Source organism: Cronobacter malonaticus LMG 23826 (genome assembly GCF_001277215.2).
Classification (GTDB): domain Bacteria; phylum Pseudomonadota; class Gammaproteobacteria; order Enterobacterales; family Enterobacteriaceae; genus Cronobacter; species Cronobacter malonaticus.
On the sequence record NZ_CP013940.1, the window covers coordinates 3,338,374 to 3,361,185 of the forward strand.

Genomic DNA, 22,812 nt, shown 5'->3' on the forward strand with positions numbered 1-22,812 from the left:
AAAATTGAAAAAGCTGAAACTGCATGGCTTTAACAACCTGACCAAAAGCCTGAGTTTTTGTATTTACGATATTTGCTACGCCAAAACGGCGGAAGAACGCGATGGCTATATCGCGTATATCGATGAACTCTATAATGCCAACCGTCTTACGGAAATCCTGACGGAAACCTGCTCGATTATCGGCGCCAATATTCTGAATATCGCACGCCAGGACTATGAGCCACAGGGCGCCAGCGTCACGATTCTGGTGAGCGAAGAGCCGGTCGACCCGCAGCTTATCGACAAAACCGAGCACCCCGGCCCGCTGCCGGAAACCGTGGTCGCGCACCTCGACAAGAGCCATATCTGCGTACACACCTACCCGGAAAGCCACCCGGAAGGCGGCCTGTGCACCTTTCGCGCCGATATTGAAGTATCAACCTGCGGCGTGATTTCGCCTCTGAAGGCGCTGAATTATTTAATCCATCAGCTTGAGTCCGATATCGTGACTATCGACTACCGCGTACGCGGCTTTACCCGCGACGTCAACGGTATGAAACACTTTATCGATCATGAGATTAACTCGATACAGAACTTTATGTCAGACGACATTAAGTCGCTGTATGACATGATGGACGTGAACGTTTATCAGGAAAATATCTTCCATACCAAAATGTTGCTTAAAGAGTTCGACCTTAAGCACTACATGTTCCACACCCGGCCGGAAGAGTTAACCGAAGAAGAGCGCAAGGTCATTACTGACCAGCTCTGGAAAGAGATGCGTGAAATCTATTACGGACGCAATATCCCGTCCGTATGATCCTGCGCGGCGCAAGGAAGCGCCGCCGTTATCCGTATTGCGCCAGAAAATCGCGGTACGCCTGCACCACCTGAAGGAAATCCTCAACGCCGCAGAGCGACAGGCTCTCTTCGTCGTAGTAACTCATCCCTTCTTCCATTTCGTCGCCGGAAAACTCCAGCTGATTGGCGCGCACCATCACTTCTTCGCCATCCAGCCACAGCGTGTATTCATGGCCGGTTTTCTGCCATTGCCGCTCGCTGCCCTTGACGTCACGCGCCGCCGCTTCAACTTCATCCAGCAGCGCCAGATTGCCTTTCACCTCTTCGTTGAACCAGTGCCCGAGCGCTTCGTGGCCCATTGAGAGGCGGACTTTCACCACGCCGGTGATGTCGCGCAAAAATTCATAATCCATGGTGTTTTCCTCTGGCCGGGCGTCGCCTGGCCGCTGCTTTGTTTATCTCTTGTTATTATCGCAGCATGAAACGGAAAGAAAAGCGCAGCCGCCGACGAAACAGAAAACCCCCTCGTAGACAAGCCGTTGCATGAGCTGTGTTACTCTTGGTTTATCTTAAGTGCTGTTGTATTGAGGTTGCCTGTGAACTTTACTCTTCTGCGCCGCGCGCTGCTGCTCGTCGCGCTGCCGCTCTCCCACGCGTATGCCGGTGAAGCGGTTCGCCTTGAATGCGTTAATCGCGGCAATGTGCTGGTCTCGTTTTTCAAATATCACCTCTCCACCATGAAGTGGAAAGATCACTTCCAGATAGCCTCCGGCATTGAAAAGAGCAAAACCGATAATGGCGTGCCTTATGAAATGATTTCGTTTCGTAACGGCGACGATCTGATCTATTTCCCGGAAAAAGAGCGCTATGTGCTGTTTGACGCTGGCAAGCAGAAACCGGAGCGCTGTCAGGTGGAGGGCGAGTTTACCTACCCGGTCGTGAACCTGCCGCGCTACGACGGCAAAGCGGAGTCGTGAACCGTTAACCGTAATAAAAAAGGGAAGCCAGTGGCTTCCCTTTTTACTGTCTGTCCCGACGCCAATGACGCCGGGCAGATGTGCGTTATACCGCGGTCTGGAAAATCACGCCGTCCGCTTTCTCAGTGTACTGATCAAGCTGGTCGAAGTTCAGGTAGCGGTAGGTGTCCACGGCGGTTTTATCCACCTGGGACATGAACTGCTGATACTCTTCCGGCGTCGGCAGACGGCCAATCAGCGCCGCGACGGCGGCGAGTTCGGCAGACGCCAGATAGACATTCGCGCCGGTACCGAGACGGTTCGGGAAGTTACGGGTCGAGGTGGACACCACCGTCGCGCCGTCCGCCACGCGTGCCTGGTTACCCATGCACAGCGAGCAGCCCGGGATCTCGATACGCGCGCCGCTCTTACCAAAGACGCTGTAGTAGCCCTCTTCAGTGAGCTGCGCGGCGTCCATACGGGTCGGCGGTGCCACCCACAGACGGGTCGGCAGCTGGCCTTTATGGGTATCCAGCAGCTTACCGGCCGCACGGAAGTGACCGATGTTGGTCATGCACGAACCGATAAACACTTCGTCAATCTTATCGCCGGTCACGTCAGAGAGCAGACGCGCATCGTCCGGGTCATTCGGCGCGCAGAGAATCGGCTCTTTAATCTCGTTGAGATCGATCTCGATCACCGCCGCGTATTCCGCGTCTGCATCCGCTTCCAGCAGTTGCGGATCGGCAAGCCACTTCTCCATGCCCTGAATACGACGCTCCAGCGTACGGCGATCGCCGTAGCCTTCCGCAATCATCCACTTCAGCAGCACGATGTTGGAGTTGAGATACTCGATGATCGGCTCTTTATTGAGCTTGATGGTGCAGCCAGCCGCAGAACGCTCGGCAGAGGCATCAGTCAGCTCAAACGCCTGCTCCACTTTCAGATCCGGCAAGCCTTCGATTTCCAGGATGCGGCCCGAGAAGATGTTTTTCTTCCCTTTCTTCTCAACGGTCAGCAGGCCCTGCTGAATGGCGTAATACGGGATCGCATGTACCAGATCGCGAAGCGTAATGCCCGGCTGCATCTGGCCCTTAAAGCGCACCAGCACCGATTCCGGCATATCGAGCGGCATCACGCCAGTCGCGGCAGCAAACGCCACCAGGCCAGAGCCCGCCGGGAACGAAATCCCGATCGGGAAACGGGTGTGGGAGTCGCCGCCGGTGCCGACGGTATCCGGCAGCAGCATACGGTTCAGCCAGGAGTGGATCACGCCGTCGCCAGGACGCAGCGACACGCCGCCGCGGTTCATGATGAAGTCCGGCAGGGTGTGGTGCGTGGTGACGTCAACCGGCTTCGGATACGCCGCCGTGTGGCAGAAGGACTGCATCACGAGATCGGCGGAGAAGCCGAGGCACGCCAAGTCTTTCAGTTCATCACGGGTCATCGGGCCGGTGGTGTCCTGGGACCCCACGGAGGTCATTTTCGGCTCGCAATACGCACCCGGACGGACACCCGCGACGCCGCAGGCGCGACCCACCATTTTTTGCGCCAGCGAGTAGCCACGGTTGCTTTCAGCCACATCTTTCGCGTGACGGAACACGTCGCTGTGCGGCAGGCCCAGCGCTTCACGCGCTTTGGTGGTCAGGCCGCGGCCGATGATCAGCGGAATACGACCGCCCGCGCGTACTTCGTCGATCAGCACGTCGGTTTTCAGTTCAAAATTCGCCAGCAGTTCGCCGGTTTCGTGGTTGCGTACTTCGCCGCTGTAAGGGTAGATGTCAATCACATCGCCCATGTTCAGGTTTGACACATCCACTTCGATCGGCAGCGCGCCCGCATCTTCCATCGTGTTGAAGAAAATCGGCGCGATTTTGCCGCCGAGCACCACGCCGCCGCCGCGTTTGTTCGGCACGTGCGGGATGTCGTCGCCCATAAACCACAGCACAGAGTTAGTCGCGGATTTACGCGATGAACCGGTACCCACGACGTCGCCCACATAGGCCAGCGGGAAGCCTTTCTGCTGGAGCGCTTCAATCTGTTTAATCGGGCCAACGCTGCCCGGCTGATCCGGCTCAATGCCTTCACGGGCGTTTTTCAGCATCGCCAGAGCGTGCAGCGGGATATCCGGGCGCGACCAGGCGTCCGGCGCAGGTGAGAGATCGTCGGTGTTGGTTTCGCCGGTCACTTTAAACACGGTGACGGTGATTTTTTCTGCCAGCGCCGGGCGCGACAGGAACCATTCGGCGTCAGCCCAGGACTGCATAATCTGCTTCGCGTACGCGTTGCCCGCTTTCGCTTTCTCTTCCACATCGTAGAAGTTATCGAACATCAGCAGGGTGTGGGACAGCGCTTTGGCAGCAATCGGTGCCAGCGTGTTGTTATCCAGCGCTTCGATCAGCGGATGAATGTTATAACCGCCCTGCATGGTGCCTAACAGTTCAACGGCTTTTTCAGGGGTAACCAGCGGGGAGGTGGCTTCGCCTTTGGCGACAGCGGCAAGGAAACCTGCTTTTACATAGGCGGCTTCGTCAACGCCTGGGGGTACACGGTTGGTCAGCAGGTCTAACAGAAACTCTTCTTCACCCGCGGGCGGGTTCTTCAGCAGCTCGACGAGTGCGGCCATTTGGGTTGCATCTAAGGGTTTGGCTACAATCCCCTCGGCGGCACGCTCAGCTACGTGCTTACGGTATTCTTCTAGCACGACGGTTCTCCTCGCTCTCATTGTCATAGTGGGAGCCAGGCTTCTCTCTTCACGCTCCTGTGAGACAGCAGTTTGTAGGGTAAATGCCCGGATCCGCGACGGGCAGAATAGCAGGAATTTGGTGGGGTGTTAATCTGTTTACAAAAAAGCAACATTAAATCTTTGCTGAATCGTTAAGCTACGCATAACGCGTTTCAGAAGTGTGTTTTCGGGCACAAAAAAACCGCCGGGTGGCGGTTTTTTTGTTGTGCGCGAGTGGTAGCAGACACCGTTGCACAGTTATGTGGCAAGTACGACACAGGGCGAATGATGGCATCAGAACGGAAAGCCCGCAAGCCCAGATGTACGTTTTGCGTACCGCTTTCAGAATTTACATGTAAGTCGCTGCAAACGCCGAAAAGCCCTTTGAGCCTCTTCTCCGGCTCGCTACAGTAGCGCCTGGCCTGCTTCGCTGGTGTAGCAGCCAGTCACCGGGCCCGGAAGCAGTTCCAACAACCTACGTGGCGAGTACGACACACTTGCCTGGTTCTGCCTTTCCCGGTGAAGAGAGGATCAACGTAGCGCCTTCGGGACTACTCGCAATGGAGATGCGTTGGCTTTTTGCGCTCATCGTTGCGCTGGGTTTACTGCTGGCGGCATCACACGGTGGCTGGAATATTTCCGACATCACGGTGCTGCTGGTGTTAAATCTGGGCAATTAAGCTGCTGACCGCCCGCAAGGGCGGTCTTCTACATCGTCCAGGAGCACGCTTCGTTATCAGTTATAATTGCGTAATAAATACTCACACTCTTATTCCGGACTATATAGTCTCTTTCCCCATTTACGTTAAAACAGGAAAACTCGCGTAGATAATACTCGCGGCAACATCAACGTCTTATGGCGCCATAAGCCCCGGAGTCATCTATGAAGTTGCCTTTAAAGCCACACCTGCTCGCGTTGCTGTGCAGCGCAGGGCTGTTCGGCGCCTCGGGCGTCCTGTTTGTTAAAAGTCAGGTGCCTGCCGAAACGCCTGTCGCCGCGCCACCCACCGCGCCGGTGCCGCCGCAACCCGCGCCTGCAAACACGCCTGCGCCGATCTTTTCAACGGCGCAAATCGACCAATGGGTCGCGCCCATCGCGCTCTACCCTGACGCGCTGTTATCGCAGATCCTGATGGCCTCCACTTACCCGATGAATATGGTGCAGGCAGCGCAGTGGTCACAGGACCATCCCACGCTACAGGGCGACGCCGCCATTCAGGCGGTAGCCGGGCAACCGTGGGACGCCAGCGTCAAATCCCTGGTGGCGTTCCCGCAATTAATGTCACTGCTGGGGCAAAACCCGCCGTGGATACAAAATCTCGGCGACGCCTTCCTGGCGCAGCCTGATGACGTGATGGCGTCGGTACAGCGCCTGCGCGCGCTGGCCCAACAGACCGGCGCGCTCACCACTTCGCCGCAGCAAAAGGTTACAACAGTGACCAAAACGGCACCGCCTGTCTCACCGGAAAAACCCGGTTCCGCACCGCGCAGTACAACCGTTATCGAAATTGAACCGGCGACGCCCAACGTGGTTTACGTGCCCACCTATAACCCGGCGACGGTTTACGGCTCCTGGCCAAACGCGGCGTACCCGCCTGTTTATTTACCACCAACGCCTGGCGAGCAGTTCGGCAACAGTTTTGTCAGGGGATTAGGCTACAGTCTTGGTGTCGCCACCACTTATGCACTCTTTAGCGCGATTGACTGGGATGAAGATGACGATCATCACCACCATCATGACGATGATTATTACCACCACGATCATCACGATGGCTACGCGCATAACGGCGATAACATCAACATTAATGTGAATAACTACAACAGAATCACCGGTGAAAACCGGCCGGGGAACACGATACCCTGGCACCATAACCCGGCGTATCGCAACGGTATCGGCTATGCCGATAGCCGTGTCGCCGCACAGTTTCACTCCCCTTCCAGCGCCACCGGCCTGGGCACAGCGCAAGCACCGGTCGATCGCGCCTCGCAGCGTCAGGCGGCGGCCGCGCGCTTTCAGCAGGCGACGGGGCACAGCGCCACGCTGAATACCCCGCACCAGGCCGCCCGAGAGTCGTTACAGGCGCGCGCCCAGCGTAGCAGCTACCGCGGTTACGATGTCAGTAAGCCCGACGTGCAACGGCTGGCGAAACGTGTGCAAAACGCGCCGGAACTCCCTTTCCATCACGCGACACAAAGCGCGCCTTATCGCGCGCTGCCTGCCAGCGCGTTCAGCGGTAACGACAGCCGTTCCGCCCGCTGGCAGGAACAGCAGCAGCGTGGTTCAGAGAGCCGTCATCTGGCCGCCCGTCATGCAGACGCGCCGGTAAAAGCGCGCAACGTTGAACATCGTGCGCATGAACGTCATCGTTAAGGAGAAAAAAGGTGAAATCGACATTCCTCGCCGCGCTGGCGTTCAGTCTGGCATCAACCCACGCTTTCGCGCTGGCGCAATTTTCCTCACCAGAACAAGCCGCTGACGCCCTGACGCAGGCGATTTCAACACACGACGAGGCGGCCTTAAATCATCTTCTCGGCGATGACTGGCGGCGGATTTTGCCGCCTGAAGGGGCTGACCCGGAAGCGGTCAGCCGTTTCCTGCGCGACTGGAAAGCGAGTCACCGCGTCGTCCAACAGGGCGATACGGCGCATCTGCAGGTAGGCGCGCAGAACTGGCAGTTACCGATCCCGGTCGTTAAACACGACCAGAGCTGGCAGTTCGATATGCAGGGCGCGGCCGATGAAATCGTCACCCGAACGATCGGGCGCAACGAACTCGCCGCAATTGCCGCACTCCATGCCGCTGTTGACGCGCAGCAGAGCTATTACGCCCTGAATCAGCGTTACGCAGAGAAAATTGTCAGCAGCGAGGGAAAAAAAGATGGCCTCTACTGGCCGATGCAACCCGGCGAAGCGCCAAGTCCGCTTGGCCCGGCGTTCAGCCCGCAACAGCAGGATATGGGCTATCACGGTTACCATTTCCGTCTTTTGCCCACTCATGACAACGGCTTTGCGATGTTAGCCTGGCCTGTGAGCTACGGCGAAACGGGCGTGATGAGTTTTATTGTAAAACAGGATGATCGGGTGCTTGAGGCAAACCTGGGGACGGACACGGCGCAGCGCGTCAGCGTTATTGACCCGGCGCATCTCGATAAAACGTGGCACCTCGTCGCTCCGTAAGGGTTTTACGCAAAAGACCGATGGGCCGTGAGGACACGGCCCATCGTTATGCCGCTTACAGAATGCTGGCGACAGATTTCGCCAGCTGCGCTTCCAGTGCAGGCTTAGCTTCTTCGAATTTCAGGTTAACTTTGTTAGCGCTGGACACCACACGCGTCTGGTATTTCGCACGATTACCCTGCTCGGTGCTGGTTTGCAGCTTCACGCCGGAGGTGCCCTGACGCAGCGCGGCGATATTATCCGTCGTCACCGCCGCTTTGCTGCGCTCGGAAATTTGCAGGTCAGTCACCATCGTGTAGTTCACATCTTCTACCATCGCGTCTGCCGCCATGCCGATAAGCCCCGCCGCCAGGCCAACGCCTAACGCCGCACCGGAAGAGTTGCTGTTGTACGCGGTGATGCCAGCACCCAGCGCTGCGCCCGCGACGGCACCTTCATAACCGGTTTTCAGGTAGCCCTGCGCTTCACGCAGATCCATTTTGTCTGCTTTCAGGACGTTCGCCTGGATCCAGTAGTAGGCAGAGTCAGGCGAACTGGTGACTTTGTACCCTTTGGCGGAGAGATCGTTCGCCAGCAGGGTTTGCAGGTTGCTCATGTCTTTGTCTGACGTGTTTTTCACCTGGATATACACGGTTTTCTCAGAAGACGGCTCAAGCCAGATGGTCTGGCTCATCTGGGTTTTCACCTCAAGATTGCGTTTCTTGATAGCGGTGGTCATTGCTCCGCAGCCAGTGAGGGTAAACGCGGCTAATACCAGGCCAACGACAGCCAGTTTTTTTACAGACATACCTTTTCCTTTTTTATTGAAAGTCACCCGAGTGAAAAAAAAGGCGTGCCGCGGACAGCCAGATGCCGTCACTATGCTGATGTGAGGAAAGCAGAGAGGGAATGAATACGATCCTTGTCATCACAGTCCTGATATTCAGGGCGTGCCGTCGGCGGCAAAAACGCCTTTATTACGTTGTTATCGGCGGTACAAGGAAGAGGATTAGCAAAAATTCCCTACCAGATTAGGTGGTTAACAATAAGAGAGGACGCGCGCTTACGAATGGCGGTGAAAAAAACGCCTCCGAAGAGGCGTTGATTTAGCGAGAAACTTACTTTTTCTTCGCTTTCGGGTTCGGCAGGTCGGTAATGCTGCCTTCGAACACTTCTGCCGCCAGACCTACAGACTCGTGCAGGGTCGGGTGCGCATGGATGGTGAGCGCGATATCTTCCGCGTCACAACCCATTTCGATAGCCAGACCGATTTCACCCAGCAGCTCGCCGCCGTTGGTGCCGACAATCGCGCCGCCGATGACACGGTGGGTTTCTTTGTCGAAAATCAGTTTGGTCATACCGTCTGCGCAATCGGAAGCGATAGCACGGCCAGACGCCGCCCACGGGAAGGTGGCGGTTTCGTAGCTGATGCCTTTCTCTTTCGCTTCTTTCTCGGTCAGACCCACCCATGCCACTTCCGGCTCGGTGTAAGCGATAGACGGGATCACTTTCGGATCGAAGTAGTGTTTCATGCCCGCGATAACTTCAGCGGCAACGTGACCTTCGTGAACGCCTTTGTGCGCCAGCATCGGCTGACCGACGATATCGCCGATCGCATAGATGTGCGGCACGTTGGTGCGCATTTGTTTGTCAACGCGGATAAAGCCACGGTCGTCCACTTCCACACCCGCTTTGCCTGCATCCAGGTTTTTGCCGTTCGGCACACGGCCGATAGCCACCAGCACGGCGTCGTAACGCTGCGCTTCCGCAGGCGCTTTTTTGCCTTCCATGGAAACGTAAATACCGTCTTCTTTCGCTTCAACGGCAGTCACTTTGGTTTCCAGCATCAGGTTGAATTTCTTGCTGATGCGCTTGGTAAAGACTTTCACGACGTCTTTGTCGGCAGCCGGGATAACCTGGTCGAACATTTCAACCACGTCGATCTCTGAACCCAGCGCGTGGTAAACGGTACCCATCTCCAGACCGATGATACCGCCGCCCATAACCAGCATACGCTTCGGCACTTCTTTCAGTTCCAGTGCGTCGGTGGAATCCCATACGCGCGGATCTTCATGCGGAATAAACGGCAGCTGAATCGGACGGGAACCCGCCGCGATGATCGCGTTGTCGAAGTTAATCACGGTTTTGCCGTTCTCGCCTTCCACTTCCAGGGTGTTCGCGCCGGTGAATTTACCCAGGCCGTTCACCACTTTCACTTTACGGCCTTTGGCCATACCAGACAGACCGCCGGTCAGCTGATTGATGACTTTTTCTTTCCAGGTGCGGATTTTATCGATGTCGGTTTTCGGCTCGCCGAAAACGATGCCGTGCTCGGCAAGCGCTTTGGCTTCTTCGATAACTTTCGCTACGTGCAGCAGCGCTTTAGAAGGGATACAGCCTACGTTCAGGCAAACACCGCCCAGGGTGCTGTAACGCTCGACGATTACGGTTTCCAGACCTAAGTCAGCGCAACGGAAGGCCGCAGAGTAACCTGCCGGGCCTGCCCCAAGTACCACGACCTGAGTTTTGATTTCAGTACTCATCATGACCTCTTTGTAATTTTCCGGCGGGTCTGACGCTTAAGTTTTAACGCCCATCATCCACCGGGACGTTCTATCCGCTCGCATTTTACAAAACTGTTAACAATTTTGAAACAACAAACGGCAGACGAATCTTTTTGGCACCTGATAATTTCGCACAGTCAGGCGGAATTACCAGAAAAAAGCCGGCCGTCAGGCCGGCTTTTCGCTTACATCACCAGGCGGCGAATGTCCGACAGGGTGTTGTTGATGATGGTGATGAAACGCGCACCATCAGCACCGTCGATCACGCGGTGGTCGAAGGACAGGGAGATCGGCAGCATCAGGCGCGGCACGAACTCTTTACCATTCCACACCGGCTCCATCGCAGACTTGGAGACGCCGAGGATAGCCACTTCCGGCGCGTTCACGATCGGCGCGAAGTGGGTGGTGCCCAGGCCGCCGATGCTGGAGATGGTGAAGCAGCCGCCCTGCATTTCGCCAGCGGTCAGCTTGCCATCACGCGCTTTTTTGGAGATGGTCATCAGCTCGCGAGAAAGCTCAATGATGCCTTTCTTGTTCACATCTTTGAACACCGGTACAACCAGGCCGTTCGGGGTATCTACCGCCACGCCGATGTTGATGTATTTTTTCAGCGTCAGGCGCTGGCCATCTTCAGACAGCGAGCTGTTGAAGCGCGGCATCTGCTCAAGGGCAGCGGCAACGGCTTTCATGATGAAGACAACCGGGGTGATCTTCACATCCAGCTTACGCTTCTCAGCTTCGGCATTCTGCTGCTTACGGAACGCTTCCAGATCGGTGATATCAGTTTTGTCGAAGTGCGTAACGTGCGGGATCATCACCCAGTTACGGCTCAGGTTCGCGCCAGAGATTTTCTGGATGCGGCCCAGTTCCACTTCTTCCACTTCACCAAACTTGCTGAAGTCCACTTTCGGCCACGGCAGCAGACCCGGCAGAGAACCACCGGTCGCGCCAGCGGCAGGAGCGGATTCTGCACGTTTAACAGCGTCTTTCACGTAAGCCTGAACGTCTTCGCGCAGGATGCGGCCTTTGCGACCGGTGCCTTTCACTTTCGCCAGGTTCACGCCGAATTCGCGCGCCAGGCGGCGGATCAGCGGCGTCGCGTGGACGTAAGCGTCGTTTTCAGCAAACTCAGATTTGCCTTCGGCTTTCGCCGGAGCCGCAGCCGGTTTGTCAGCTTTCGCCGCCGGAGCCGGAGCTGCCGCTTCCTGTTTCGCAGCCGGAGCCGCCGCAGGCGCTGCGCCTTCCACTTCGAAGACCATGATAAGAGAGCCGGTGGAGACTTTATCGCCCACGTTCACTTTCAGCTCTTTCACGGTACCTGCGAACGGTGCCGGCACTTCCATAGAAGCTTTGTCGCCTTCTACAGTGATCAGAGACTGTTCAGCGGTGACTTTGTCGCCCACTTTCACCAGCACTTCGGTCACTTCGACTTCATCGCCACCGATATCCGGCACGTTGACGTCTTTCGCGCCAGCGGCTGCCGCCGGCGCAGATGCCGCCTGCTCGGTGACCTGCGGTTTGGCTTCAGCCGCAGGCGCAGCGCCCGCCACTTCGAAGACCATGATCAGAGAGCCGGTGGAGACTTTGTCGCCGGTGTTGATTTTGATCTCTTTCACGGTGCCCGCGAACGGTGCCGGCACTTCCATAGAGGCTTTGTCGCCTTCTACGGTGATAAGAGACTGCTCGGCTTCAACTTTGTCGCCGACTTTCACCAGGATCTCGGTGACTTCGACTTCGTCGCCGCCGATGTCCGGTACATTAACGTCTTTTGCTGCCGCGGCTGCAGGTGCTGCTGTCGGAGCGGCTTCTTTCTTCTCTTCAGCCTTCGCAGGTGCAGCGGCTGCTGCACCTTCGGCGGAATCGAAAATCATGATCAGTTTGCCGGTTTCGACTTTGTCGCCCACGGACACTTTGATCTCTTTGACCACGCCTGCCTGCGGAGACGGGACTTCCATAGAGGCTTTGTCGCCTTCTACGGTGATAAGCGACTGTTCAGCTTCAACCTTGTCGCCCACTTTGACCAGGATCTCGGTGACTTCAACTTCGTCCGCCCCGATGTCCGGTACATTGATTTCGATAGCCATTCTTTCTTTACCTCTTATGCCAGACGCGGGTTGACTTTCTCTGCATCGATATTGAATTTGGTGATAGCGTCAGCCACCACTTTCTTATCGATTTCACCACGTTTAGCCAGTTCGCCCAGCGCAGCGACAACCACGTAAGAAGCGTCAACTTCGAAGTGGTGGCGCAGGTTTTCGCGGCTGTCAGAGCGGCCAAAGCCGTCAGTGCCCAGTACGCGATAATCATCAGCCGGTACATAAGTACGAACCTGCTCGGCGAACAGTTTCATATAGTCGGTGGAAGCGACTGCCGGAGCGTCGTTCATCACCTGAGCGATGTACGGTACGCGCGGAGTTTCCAGCGGGTGCAGCATGTTCCAGCGCTCGCAGTCCTGGCCGTCGCGCGCCAGTTCGGTGAAGGAGGTCACGCTGTAGACATCGGAGCCTACGCCGTACTCTTTCGCCAGAATCTCTGCCGCTTCACGAACGTGACGCAGGATAGAGCCGGAGCCCAGCAGCTGAACTTTACCTTTGCTACCTTCGAGGGTTTCGAGTTTGTAGATACCTTTACGGATACCTTCCTCGGCACCTTCCGGCATCGCCGGCATGTGGTAGTTTTCGTTCAGCGTGGTGATGTAGTAGTACACGTTTTCCTGCGCTTCGCCGTACATACGCTGCAGACCGTCATGCATGATGACAGCGACTTCGTAAGCGTAAGCCGGATCGTAGGAGATACAGTTCGGGATAGTCAGCGACTGAATGTGGCTGTGGCCATCTTCGTGCTGCAGACCTTCGCCGTTAAGCGTGGTACGACCGGAAGTACCGCCGATCAGGAAGCCGCGCGCCTGCTGGTCACCTGCTGCCCAGCACAGGTCGCCGATACGCTGGAACCCGAACATGGAGTAGTAGATGTAGAACGGGATCATCGGCAGGTTGTTGGTGCTGTAAGAGGTCGCAGCGGCAAGCCAGGAAGAACCTGCGCCCAGCTCGTTGATCCCTTCCTGCAGAATCTGGCCTTTCTCGTCTTCTTTGTAGTACGCCACCTGCTCACGGTCCTGCGGGGTGTACTGCTGGCCGTTCGGGCTGTAGATACCGATCTGACGGAACAGACCTTCCATACCGAAGGTACGGGCTTCGTCCGCGATGATAGGAACCAGACGGTCTTTGATAGACGGGTTCTTCAGCATCACGTTCAGGGCGCGTACGAAAGCGATGGTGGTGGAGATCTCTTTGCTCTGCTCATCCAGCAGGGAGCGGAAATCTTCCAGCGCCGGCAGCTCCAGCTTCTCGGTGAAGTTCGGCTGACGAGACGGCAGGTAGCCGTGCAGCGCCTGACGGCGTTCATGCAGGTACTTGTACTCTTCAGAGCCTTCCGGGAAGGTGATGTACGGCAGTTTTTCCAGGTCTTCGTCGGCCACCGGCACGCTGAAACGATCGCGGACGTAGCGAACGCCGTCCATGTTCATTTTCTTCACCTGGTGAGCGATGTTCTTACCTTCGGCGGTGTCGCCCATGCCGTAACCTTTAATGGTGTGAGCAAGGATAACGGTCGCTTTGCCTTTGGTTTCTTTCGCTTTTTTGAATGCAGCGTAGATTTTCTTCGGATCGTGGCCGCCACGGTTCAGCGCCCAAATCTCATCGTCAGACCAGTCTGCAACCAGCGCTGCGGTCTCCGGGTATTTACCGAAGAAGTGCTCACGCACGTACGCGCCGTTTTTGGATTTGAAGGTCTGGTAGTCGCCGTCAACGGTTTCGTTCATCAGCTGAACCAGTTTGCCGCTGGTGTCTTTACGCAGCAGCTCGTCCCAACGGGAACCCCACATAACCTTGATAACGTTCCAGCCGGCGCCTTCGAAGATGCCTTCCAGTTCGTTGATGATTTTGCCGTTACCGGTGACCGGGCCGTCCAGACGCTGCAGGTTGCAGTTGATAACGAAGACTAGGTTGTCCAGTTTTTCGCGGGTCGCGATGGTGATGGCGCCTTTAGATTCCGGCTCATCCATCTCACCGTCGCCGAGGAACGCGTAAACGGTCTGTTCAGAGGTATCTTTCAGGCCGCGGTGTTCCAGATATTTCAGGAATTTCGCCTGGTAGATAGCGCCGATCGGGCCAAGGCCCATGGATACGGTCGGGAACTGCCAGAATTCCGGCATCAGTTTCGGGTGCGGGTAAGAGGACAGACCGTTGCCGTGAACTTCCTGACGGAAGTTATTCATCTGCTCTTCGGTCAGGCGGCCTTCAAGGAACGCACGCGCGTAAACGCCCGGAGAGATGTGGCCCTGGAAGTACACCAGGTCGCCGCCGTCTTTTTCGTTGCGCGCACGGAAGAAGTGGTTAAAGCACACTTCGTAGACGGTCGCGGAAGACTGGAAGGACGCCATGTGGCCGCCAAGCTCGAGGTCTTTTTTGGACGCACGCAGCACGGTCATAATGGCGTTCCAGCGGATAGCAGAACGAATACGGCGCTCCAGTTCCAGATTACCCGGGTATTCCGGCTCTTCTTCAACGGGGATGGTATTGATGTACTGACGGGCGGCACTGCCCGCCGCTACGTTCACGCCGCCTTTACGGGCTTCGGAAAGCAACTGATCGATCAGATACTGAGCACGCTCAACACCTTCTTCACGGATTACCGATTCGATCGCCTGTAGCCAGTCGCGAGTTTCGATCGGATCCACGTCATTTTGTAAACGTTCTGACATGGGGGTATTCCTTATCATCTATCTAATACGTTGATTTATCTGGAACCTGTCCCATTGCACTCTGTGCTCTTACAGCGTCCGGCTGCGTCTGTAGCGGCTGTGCGCCCCCTTTCTTTTAAGGGCTTCATCTTGCCGCCGCGATGCAACCTGAACTACGGGCACTTAACAAAGCGCAATAAGACAGGTTCTGGGTTTAGTTGCCGCGCTTCAATGGCGCTTTTGGTACAAATCTTCCGACAAAAGCCGGAAAAACATTAATTCTTACGTTGCTCCAGACGACGCAGCGAGCGGTCACGACGGCTCTGCTCACGGCTGCGGTCCAGCAAAATTTCTTCAATGAACGCCAGGTGACGATGCGAGGCTTCCCGCGCCTGCTCCGGCTCCCGCGCCATAATCGCCTCGTAAATCCGGGTGCGATGGCCGCTCACCAGCGGCAGCATTTCACGTCGCGCGTAGAGCAATTCGAAGTTCTGACGGACGTTTTGCGCCAGCATCGGCTCCATGCAGCGTAGCAGATGAAGCAGCACGACATTATGCGCGGCTTCCGTGACCGCTATCTGATACTGCACCACCGCGTTTGATTCTGCGTCCAGATCGCCGGACTCCTGAGCGCGCTCAATGGCCTGATGACATTCGCTCATCCGGGCTCTGTCTTCGTCGGTGCTGCGCAGCGCCGCGTAATAGGCGGCGATACCTTCCAGCGCGTGACGCGTCTCAAGAAGATCAAACTGGGATTCGGGGTGGTCAGAGAGGAGTTCTACCAGCGGGTCGCTGAAGCTTTGCCAGAGCGTACTCTGAACAAAAGTACCGCCGCCCTGGCGACGAAGCAGCAGGCCCTTCGCTTCGAGACGCTGAATCGCCTCTCGCAGGGAGGGTCGGGAAACGTCGAACTGTTTAGCCAGCTCGCGCTCAGGAGGCAGTTTTTCGCCGGGACGCAGCGTCCCTTCGAGGATCAAAAACTCCAGTTGCTGCTCAATCACATCGGAAAGTTTTGGTTGGCGGATTTTGCTGTAGGCCATTATTCCCTGTCTCTGCCATTCGCCCGGAGTCAATTGGTATGACCAATTTAACGTTCGTGTTGGTAAAGTAACAAAGTATTCACCTTCTGTCCATCCTGGTTTTGATTGAAATCAGGAAAGCCCGCATATTTTAACAATGATAAAGAAATAACGTTTCAGAAATGTAACTCCGCACAAATGAACCCGTTACCTCAAAAGCAGTAGATTTAACTCAAATGAAACGTAAAGGCGTGCAACCTGAACCGATTCATTAGTTTAAAATATGAATATCTATTCAATATTTGCGTTTAAGATGAATAAGCGCGTCCGTCCGTGAAATAACCGCAGCGATTTACAAATGGTTTCTTTTTATTCACTCCGCGAGCGCCCCCTGAGAAAGCAGGTGCATTTGGCAGCGCTTATCACTATTCTTGGCGCTGCGGTAGTCGTTATTAGAAATTTCATCCTTATTGGCTGTAAAGAAAAGACTACACACAGCGACATAACAACATTACAGCAGCGCCACGCTGCGGATTAAAAATAACCATAAACGAGGTTTTATGATGGAAGGTCAACAGCACGGCGACACGCTGAAGCGCGGCCTCAAAAACCGCCATATTCAGCTTATCGCGCTGGGTGGTGCTATTGGTACGGGCCTGTTTCTGGGCAGCGCCTCCGTAATCCAGTCCGCAGGGCCGGGGATTATTCTCGGTTACGCCATCGCGGGGTTTATTGCCTTTCTGATCATGCGCCAGCTTGGCGAAATGGTCGTGGAAGAACCGGTGGCAGGCTCTTTTAGCCATTTTGCCTATAAATACTGGGGCGGTTTCGCAGGCTTCGCGTCCGGCTGGAACTACTGGGTGCTGTATGTGCTGGTGGCGATGGCGGAGCTGACCGCGGTCGGTAAATACATCCAGTTCTGGTGGCCCGAGATTCCTACCTGGGCCTCTGCCGCCGTCTTCTTTGTGGTTATCAACGCCATCAACCTGACCAACGTAAAAGTCTTCGGCGAGATGGAGTTCTGGTTCGCCATTATTAAAGTTATCGCGGTCGTCGCGATGATCCTGTTCGGCGCCTGGCTGCTCTTTAGCGGCACCGCAGGCCCGCAGGCCACGGTGAGCAACCTGTGGGAGCATGGCGGCTTCCTGCCGCATGGCGTCTCAGGGCTGGTCATGATGATGGCGATTATCATGTTCTCGTTCGGCGGTCTGGAGCTGGTCGGCATTACGGCGGCGGAAGCCGACGAGCCGGAAAAAAGCATTCCGAAAGCCACCAACCAGGTTATCTACCGCATTCTGATTTTCTATGTGGGTTCGCTGGCAGTACTGCTTTCACTGCTGCCGTGGACGCGTATCACGGCCGATACCAGTCCGTTTGTCCTGATTTTCCATGAGCTGGGCGACTCTCTCGTGGCAAACGCGCTCAACATCGTGGTGCTGACTGCCGCGCTCTCCGTTTATAACAGCTGCGTTTACTGCAACAGCCGTATGCTGTTCGGTCTCGCCAGACAAGGCAACGCCCCGAAAGCGCTGCAGAAAGTCGATAAACGCGGCGTGCCGGTCAACACCATTCTGGTCTCCGCCGCCTTTACCGCGCTGTGCGTGCTGATTAACTACCTGGCACCGCAGGAAGCCTTTGGCCTGCTGATGGCGCTGGTGGTCTCCGCGCTGGTGATTAACTGGGCGATGATTAGCCTTGCCCATATGCGTTTTCGCCGCGCCAAACAGCAGCAGGGTGTGACGCCGCGCTTCCCGGCGCTTTTCTACCCGCTCGGCAACTGGCTGTGCCTGCTCTTTATGGCTGCGGTGCTGGTCATTATGCTGATGACGCCGGGTATGGCGATCTCCGTGTGGCTGATCCCGGTATGGTTGCTTATCCTGGCAATTGGTTATTTCGTCAAAGAGAAAAAAGCGAAAGCGGCGCACGCCCGCTAAGCTATCAAACCCTCACCCGGCCGGGTGAGGGTTGTTACCTTCCTCACAAATTCCTTCGCACAACACGATTATCCATCTCTGCGACTTATTACTGCTGCGCAGTTTTGCTTAGGCCGAATGATACTTCCGTCCATATCATTCACCGGAGATGTGTCGATGGAAAACAGCAGACTCTCTGTCAAAGAAAAAATCGGCTACGGAATGGGTGACGCCGGCTGCAATATTATCTTTGGCGCCATCATGTTGTTTGTTAATTACTTCTATACCGATATTTTTGGCCTGGCCCCGGCGCTGGTTGGCGTATTGCTTCTGTCGATTCGCGTGATTGACGCAGTGACCGACCCGATTATGGGTGCCATCGCCGACCGCACCCGCAGCCGCTTCGGGCGTTTTCGTCCATGGCTGCTGTGGATAGCGTTCCCCTACGCGTTATTCAGCGTGCTGATGTTTACCACGCCGGACTGGAGCTACAGCAGCAAAGTTGTCTATGCCTTTGTGACCTACTTCCTGCTTTCCATTACCTACACCGCCATCAACATTCCCTACTGTTCGCTTGGCAGCGTGATAACCAATGACCCGAAAGAGCGCGTCGCCTGTCAGTCTTATCGCTTTGTGATGGTGGGTATCGCCACGCTGCTGCTCTCCCTGACGCTGCTGCCGATGGTGGATTACTTTGGCGGCGGGGACAAAGCCAAAGGTTATCAAATCGCCATGACCATTCTGGCGTTGATCGGCATGTGCATGTTCCTGTTTAGTTTCGCTACGGTTCGCGAGCGCATCCGCCCGGCGGTGCCGACCAATGACGACTTAAAAGCCGATCTGAAAGATGTCTGGAAAAACGACCAGTGGGTACGCATTCTGCTGCTGACCATCTGCAACGTCTGCCCGGGCTTTATCCGCATGGCGGCGACCATGTATTACGTCACCTGGGTTATGCAGCAGAGCACCAGTTTCGCCACGATGTTTATCAGCCTCGGCGTGATCGGCATGATGATTGGCAGCACGCTTGCCAAAGTGCTGACCGACCGCTGGTGTAAGCTGAAAGTTTTCTTCTGGACCAACATCGTGCTGGCGATTTTCTCCAGCGGTTTCTACTTCCTGAATCCGCACGCCACCGTACTGATTGTGGTGATGTATTTCCTGCTGAACGTGCTGCATCAGATCCCATCGCCGCTGCACTGGTCGCTGATGGCGGACGTGGATGATTATGGCGAATGGAAAACCGGCAAGCGTATTACCGGCATTAGCTTCTCCGGCAACCTCTTTTTCCTGAAACTAGGGCTGGCGATTGCCGGCGCGCTGGTGGGCTTTCTGCTCTCCTGGTATGGCTACGACGCGGGAGCCAAAGCCCAGAGCGCCACGGCACTTAACGGCATCGTCATGCTCTTTACCGTAATCCCGGGCGTCGGGTATCTGATTACCGCGGGCGTTGTGCGCCTGCTGAAAGTGGATCGTGAACTGATGGCGCGTATTCAGAGCGACCTCGAAAAACGCCGCGAAAACTACCGCGAGCTTTCTGAATACCCGCAGACCAAACCTGTGGAAGTTAAACCTTAAGGAGCGATGATGAATACTTCTCCCTGGCCGAACCCGCTGATTGAGCAGCGCGCCGACCCGTTTATCCTGCGTCATCAGGGCCAGTACTATTTTATCGCCTCTGTACCGGAGTATGACCGGCTGGAAATTCGCCGCGCGCCCTCGATTGAATCGCTGCGCCAGGCGCAACCGGTCGTGGTCTGGCGTAAGCCGGAGTCCGGGCCGATGAGCGAGCTTATCTGGGCACCAGAGCTGCATCATATTAACAACAAATGGTACATCTACTTTGCCGCAGCCCCGACGCGCGCGCTGAAAGACAACATGTTTCAGCACCGGATGTATGTACTGGAGTGTGCAGACAGCGACCCGCTGACCGGCACCTGGACGGATAAAGGCCAGATTCAGACGCCTTACGATACCTTCTCACTGGACGCTACGACCTTCGAACATCAGGGCAAGCTCTGGTATCTGTGGGCGCAAAAAGCGCCGGATATTCCGGGTAATTCCAATCTGTACCTGTGCGAAATGGAAAACCCGTGGACGCTGAAAGGCGAGCCGGTGATGCTGAGCAAGCCTGAGCTCGAGTGGGAGTGCCGCGGCTTTTTAGTCAATGAAGGCCCGGCAGTGGTAAAGCACGGCGAACGCCTGTTCGTGACTTACTCTGCGAGTGCAACCGATGAAAACTACTGCATGGGGCTGCTCTGGATAGATCAGGCGGCGGATTTGTGCGACCCGCGTAACTGGCATAAATCCCCACAGCCGGTTTTCACCACCAGCTATGAAAACCGGCAGTACGGCCCAGGTCACAACAGCTTCACGACTACCCCGGATGGTCAGGATGTGCTGGTGTACCATGCGCGCAACTATACGGAAATCGAAGGCGATCCGCTTTGGGACCCGAACCGCCATACCCGCGTGAAGCTGATTACGTGGGATGATGACGGCATGCCCCAGTTTGGCACTCCACTCGCCGATCATCCCTAAGGTACTTTCAGCGGCACGCTCACATGAGCGTGCCGTAAATCGTTAACAACGCCACCACCACCACAATTACCAGCGTCGCTTTCTTCGCCATCGACACCGCCGCCTTCGGCGTTGCCACCTTATCCACGTGCGGTTCACGCGCCAGCGCAAACTGCGCCAGGCCCGTCAGCACCTGATACTGCGAGGTATAGCGATCAAGCAGTGAGGCAAACCACGCGGGCAGCGCTTTTTCCCCATGTCCAACGAGCGCATACACCACGCCTGCCAGGCGCACCGGCACCCAGTCCAGCACATGCAGTATTGCATCAATGCCCGACAGCAATCGCTGGTGCGGGGTGTGATGACGGGCAACCCAGCTCTGCCAGGCGCGTAAAAAGGCATAGCCTGTCAGCGTCACCGGTCCCCACATACCGCCCACCACAAACCAGAACATCGGTGCCAGATAAAAGCGGTAGTTAATCCATAACAGGCCGTTTTGCAGTTCGCGCAAATATTCACGCTCATCGCAACCCGGCGGCACGCCGTGGATGAGCGTCAGTTCATACGCCATGTTTTCGCGTGCGTGGCTGTCATCATGGCTCGCCGCTTTAAGATAAGCGTGATAGTGCCTGCGTACTCCGCCTGCCCCGATACACAGCACGCCGATTAGGATCCAGAAAATCAGCAGCGGTACATTAAAGAACCAGCCTTCCAGCGCGTTCAGGCAAAGGAAGACCACCAGCATTGCCAGCACCGCCATACCGAGCGTAAAGAACAGTGAAAAGTGGCGTACGCGGCGAAACAGCGGCTCAAGGCGATGATCCAGTTGCCAGTGTTCGCCCAGTTTGAAAAGCCGTTCGGCGATAAGCACCAGCAGCAGGGTGAAAAGCGTCATCTCATCTCCTTATCAGACGGGTCGGCCACCAGCGCGCGAAAGCGCGTCCAGTCAAAAGCCGGACCGGGATCGGTTTTACGTTCAGGCGCGATATCGCTGTGTCCGGTCATATGATTTTTCATCGCCGGGTAAAGGCTTATCAGCGTGCGCGTCACGGCGGCCAGTTGCCGGTACTGCGCATCGGTGTATGGCTGTACATCCGTTCCTTCAAGCTCAATGCCAATAGAAAAGTCGTTGCAGCGCTCGCGCCCTTGATAGCAGGATACGCCAGCGTGCCAGGCGCGTTTATTAAAAGGCACATACTGCACAATTTCACCGTCGCGGCGAATCAGGCAGTGAGCCGACACACGCAGATGGGCGATGCCCGCGAAATAAGGGTGCGCCTGCGAGTCAAGCGTACCGGCGAACAGGGCGTCGATCCACGGACCACCAAACTCGCCCGGCGGCAGGCTGATGTTATGCACCACCAGCAACGAAGGCGCTTCATCCTCTGGCCGACAGTCGTGATGCGGCGAGGGTGCGTGCCGGGCATCCACCAGCCAGCCATCTTTCACCTGCATGTGCAATTCTCCTTTCTGTGGTACTCAAACTCGCTTCAGAGTAGCATGATTCATTCTTTTGATTAGCCACCAATCTGGAGTTATATCATGCCGCCTCGCCGTTACAATCCGGACCATCGACGTGACGCGCTACTGGAACGAATCGCCCTGGATATCCCCTTTACCGTCGCTCAGGCTCTGCGTGAAGATCTCGGCGGCGAGACCGATGCCAGCCGCGATATTACCGCACAGTTGTTACCGCCAGAGAGTCGCTCGCATGCGGTTGTCATTACACGTGAGGCGGGCGTTTTCTGCGGTAAACGTTGGGTGGACGAGGTGTTTATCCAGCTTGGCGGCGATGTCCGCGTCACATGGCACGTCGAGGATGGTGACGACGTGCAGCCCGATCAGCCGCTTTTTGAGCTTGAAGGCGCCTCGCGCGTTCTGCTGACGGGCGAACGCACCGCGCTGAATTTCGTCCAGACGCTATCGGGCGTGGCCACCGAAGTGCGCCGCTATGTATCGCTGCTGGAAGGTACGCACACGCAACTGCTCGACACCCGCAAAACCATTCCGGGCCTGCGCAGCGCGCTGAAATACGCGGTATTGTGCGGCGGCGGCGCCAACCATCGCCTTGGCCTCTCCGATGCGTTTCTTATCAAAGAAAACCATATTATTGCCTCCGGCTCGGTGCGCCAGGCGGTGGAAAAAGCGTTCTGGTTGCATCCTGACGTGCCGGTAGAAGTTGAGGTGGAATCGCTTGAAGAGCTGGACGCCGCGCTGAAAGCCGGTGCCGATATCATCATGCTCGACAATTTTACCGTCGTTCAGATGCGCGAGGCGGTTAAACGTACTGCAGGCCAGGCACGGCTGGAAGTTTCCGGCAACGTCACGCTGGAAACGTTGCGCGAATTCGCAGAAACCGGCGTGGATTTCATCTCTGTGGGTGCCCTGACTAAACATATTCGCGCTCTCGACCTCTCTATGCGTTTTCGCTAACTCAC

Annotated in this window: 17 protein-coding genes; 8 read left to right on the forward strand and 9 right to left on the reverse strand. The window is 56.2% G+C overall.

From position 1 onward, the window contains the following. The first annotated feature begins 4 nt into the window (after nucleotides 1-4). Nucleotides 5-799, forward strand: a complete 795-nt coding sequence (speD, locus tag AFK66_RS15715; protein ID WP_004387874.1) for an adenosylmethionine decarboxylase — start codon at nucleotides 5-7, stop codon at nucleotides 797-799. A 28-nt stretch (nucleotides 800-827) separates the two neighbouring features. Here the strand turns inward: speD and yacL are convergent, their stop codons facing one another. Further along, on the reverse strand, nucleotides 828-1,193 hold the full coding sequence (gene yacL, locus AFK66_RS15720) for a protein YacL (protein WP_007707680.1): 366 nt from the start codon (nucleotides 1,191-1,193) through the stop codon (nucleotides 828-830). Between the two features lie 183 nt (nucleotides 1,194-1,376). Here yacL and AFK66_RS15725 point away from each other — a divergent pair, with 183 nt between their 5' ends. Continuing rightward, entirely contained in the window at nucleotides 1,377-1,757 is a 381-nt protein-coding gene (locus AFK66_RS15725) for a hypothetical protein (protein ID WP_007775382.1), read from the forward strand. An 85-nt stretch (nucleotides 1,758-1,842) separates the two neighbouring features. Here AFK66_RS15725 and acnB read toward each other — a convergent pair whose 3' ends face one another. Next, the gene (gene acnB, locus AFK66_RS15730) at nucleotides 1,843-4,440 is read right to left on the reverse strand and encodes a bifunctional aconitate hydratase 2/2-methylisocitrate dehydratase (protein ID WP_105609444.1); all 2,598 of its coding nucleotides are present in this window, start codon (nucleotides 4,438-4,440) and stop codon (nucleotides 1,843-1,845) included. Between the two features lie 904 nt (nucleotides 4,441-5,344). Between acnB and AFK66_RS15735 the strand changes: the two genes are divergently transcribed. Further along, complete coding sequence (locus tag AFK66_RS15735; RefSeq protein WP_032983103.1) at nucleotides 5,345-6,832, forward strand: DUF3300 domain-containing protein; 1,488 nt, start codon at nucleotides 5,345-5,347, stop codon at nucleotides 6,830-6,832. Between the two features lie 11 nt (nucleotides 6,833-6,843). Then, on the forward strand, nucleotides 6,844-7,638 hold the full coding sequence (locus AFK66_RS15740; protein ID WP_007775279.1) for a DUF2950 family protein: 795 nt from the start codon (nucleotides 6,844-6,846) through the stop codon (nucleotides 7,636-7,638). Nucleotides 7,639-7,693: 55 nt separating this feature from the next. On the opposite strand, the gene traT is transcribed toward AFK66_RS15740, so the two are convergent. The 5 genes from traT to pdhR form a co-directional block, all read right to left on the reverse strand. Then, nucleotides 7,694-8,425, reverse strand: coding sequence for a conjugal transfer complement resistance protein TraT (gene traT, locus AFK66_RS15745; protein WP_007775277.1), 732 nt, complete (start codon nucleotides 8,423-8,425; stop codon nucleotides 7,694-7,696). A gap of 310 nt (nucleotides 8,426-8,735) precedes the next feature. Further along, a complete protein-coding gene (gene lpdA / locus AFK66_RS15750; protein WP_004388373.1) occupies nucleotides 8,736-10,160 on the reverse strand; it encodes a dihydrolipoyl dehydrogenase in 1,425 nt (474 codons plus the stop codon). Nucleotides 10,161-10,366: 206 nt separating this feature from the next. Beyond that, nucleotides 10,367-12,265: a pyruvate dehydrogenase complex dihydrolipoyllysine-residue acetyltransferase gene (gene aceF / locus AFK66_RS15755; RefSeq protein WP_023899414.1), complete on the reverse strand. Its 1,899-nt coding sequence runs from the start codon at nucleotides 12,263-12,265 to the stop codon at nucleotides 10,367-10,369. A 14-nt stretch (nucleotides 12,266-12,279) separates the two neighbouring features. Then, on the reverse strand, nucleotides 12,280-14,943 hold the full coding sequence (gene aceE, locus AFK66_RS15760; protein ID WP_007775206.1) for a pyruvate dehydrogenase (acetyl-transferring), homodimeric type: 2,664 nt from the start codon (nucleotides 14,941-14,943) through the stop codon (nucleotides 12,280-12,282). 254 nt (nucleotides 14,944-15,197) lie between these two features. Beyond that, nucleotides 15,198-15,962 carry a pyruvate dehydrogenase complex transcriptional repressor PdhR gene (gene pdhR, locus AFK66_RS15765; protein WP_004388376.1) on the reverse strand — a complete coding sequence of 255 codons (765 nt, stop codon included), beginning with the start codon at nucleotides 15,960-15,962 and terminating at the stop codon, nucleotides 15,198-15,200. Nucleotides 15,963-16,504: 542 nt separating this feature from the next. On the opposite strand from pdhR, the gene aroP reads away from it, so the two are divergent. The 3 genes from aroP to AFK66_RS15780 all read left to right on the forward strand — a co-directional run bounded on the left by aroP (nucleotide 16,505) and on the right by AFK66_RS15780 (nucleotide 20,395). After that, complete coding sequence (aroP, locus tag AFK66_RS15770) at nucleotides 16,505-17,875, forward strand: aromatic amino acid transporter AroP (RefSeq protein ID WP_032968619.1); 1,371 nt, start codon at nucleotides 16,505-16,507, stop codon at nucleotides 17,873-17,875. Nucleotides 17,876-18,031: 156 nt separating this feature from the next. Further along, complete coding sequence (locus AFK66_RS15775; RefSeq protein WP_007775156.1) at nucleotides 18,032-19,432, forward strand: glycoside-pentoside-hexuronide (GPH):cation symporter; 1,401 nt, start codon at nucleotides 18,032-18,034, stop codon at nucleotides 19,430-19,432. 9 nt (nucleotides 19,433-19,441) lie between these two features. Next, on the forward strand, nucleotides 19,442-20,395 hold the full coding sequence (locus AFK66_RS15780; RefSeq protein WP_032983104.1) for a glycoside hydrolase family 43 protein: 954 nt from the start codon (nucleotides 19,442-19,444) through the stop codon (nucleotides 20,393-20,395). Nucleotides 20,396-20,414: 19 nt separating this feature from the next. Here the strand turns inward: AFK66_RS15780 and ampE are convergent, their stop codons facing one another. Both ampE and ampD read right to left on the reverse strand, forming a co-directional pair. Then, complete coding sequence (ampE, locus tag AFK66_RS15785) at nucleotides 20,415-21,269, reverse strand: beta-lactamase regulator AmpE (protein ID WP_007775010.1); 855 nt, start codon at nucleotides 21,267-21,269, stop codon at nucleotides 20,415-20,417. Beyond that, nucleotides 21,266-21,829 (reverse strand): 1,6-anhydro-N-acetylmuramyl-L-alanine amidase AmpD, encoded by a 564-nt coding sequence (gene ampD, locus AFK66_RS15790; protein ID WP_007775008.1) that lies wholly within the window; start codon nucleotides 21,827-21,829, stop codon nucleotides 21,266-21,268. Before ampD ends, ampE begins: the two co-directional genes overlap by 4 nt. A gap of 87 nt (nucleotides 21,830-21,916) precedes the next feature. Between ampD and nadC the strand changes: the two genes are divergently transcribed. Then, on the forward strand, nucleotides 21,917-22,807 hold the full coding sequence (gene nadC / locus AFK66_RS15795) for a carboxylating nicotinate-nucleotide diphosphorylase (protein WP_007775006.1): 891 nt from the start codon (nucleotides 21,917-21,919) through the stop codon (nucleotides 22,805-22,807). The last annotated feature ends 5 nt before the right edge of the window (nucleotides 22,808-22,812 follow it).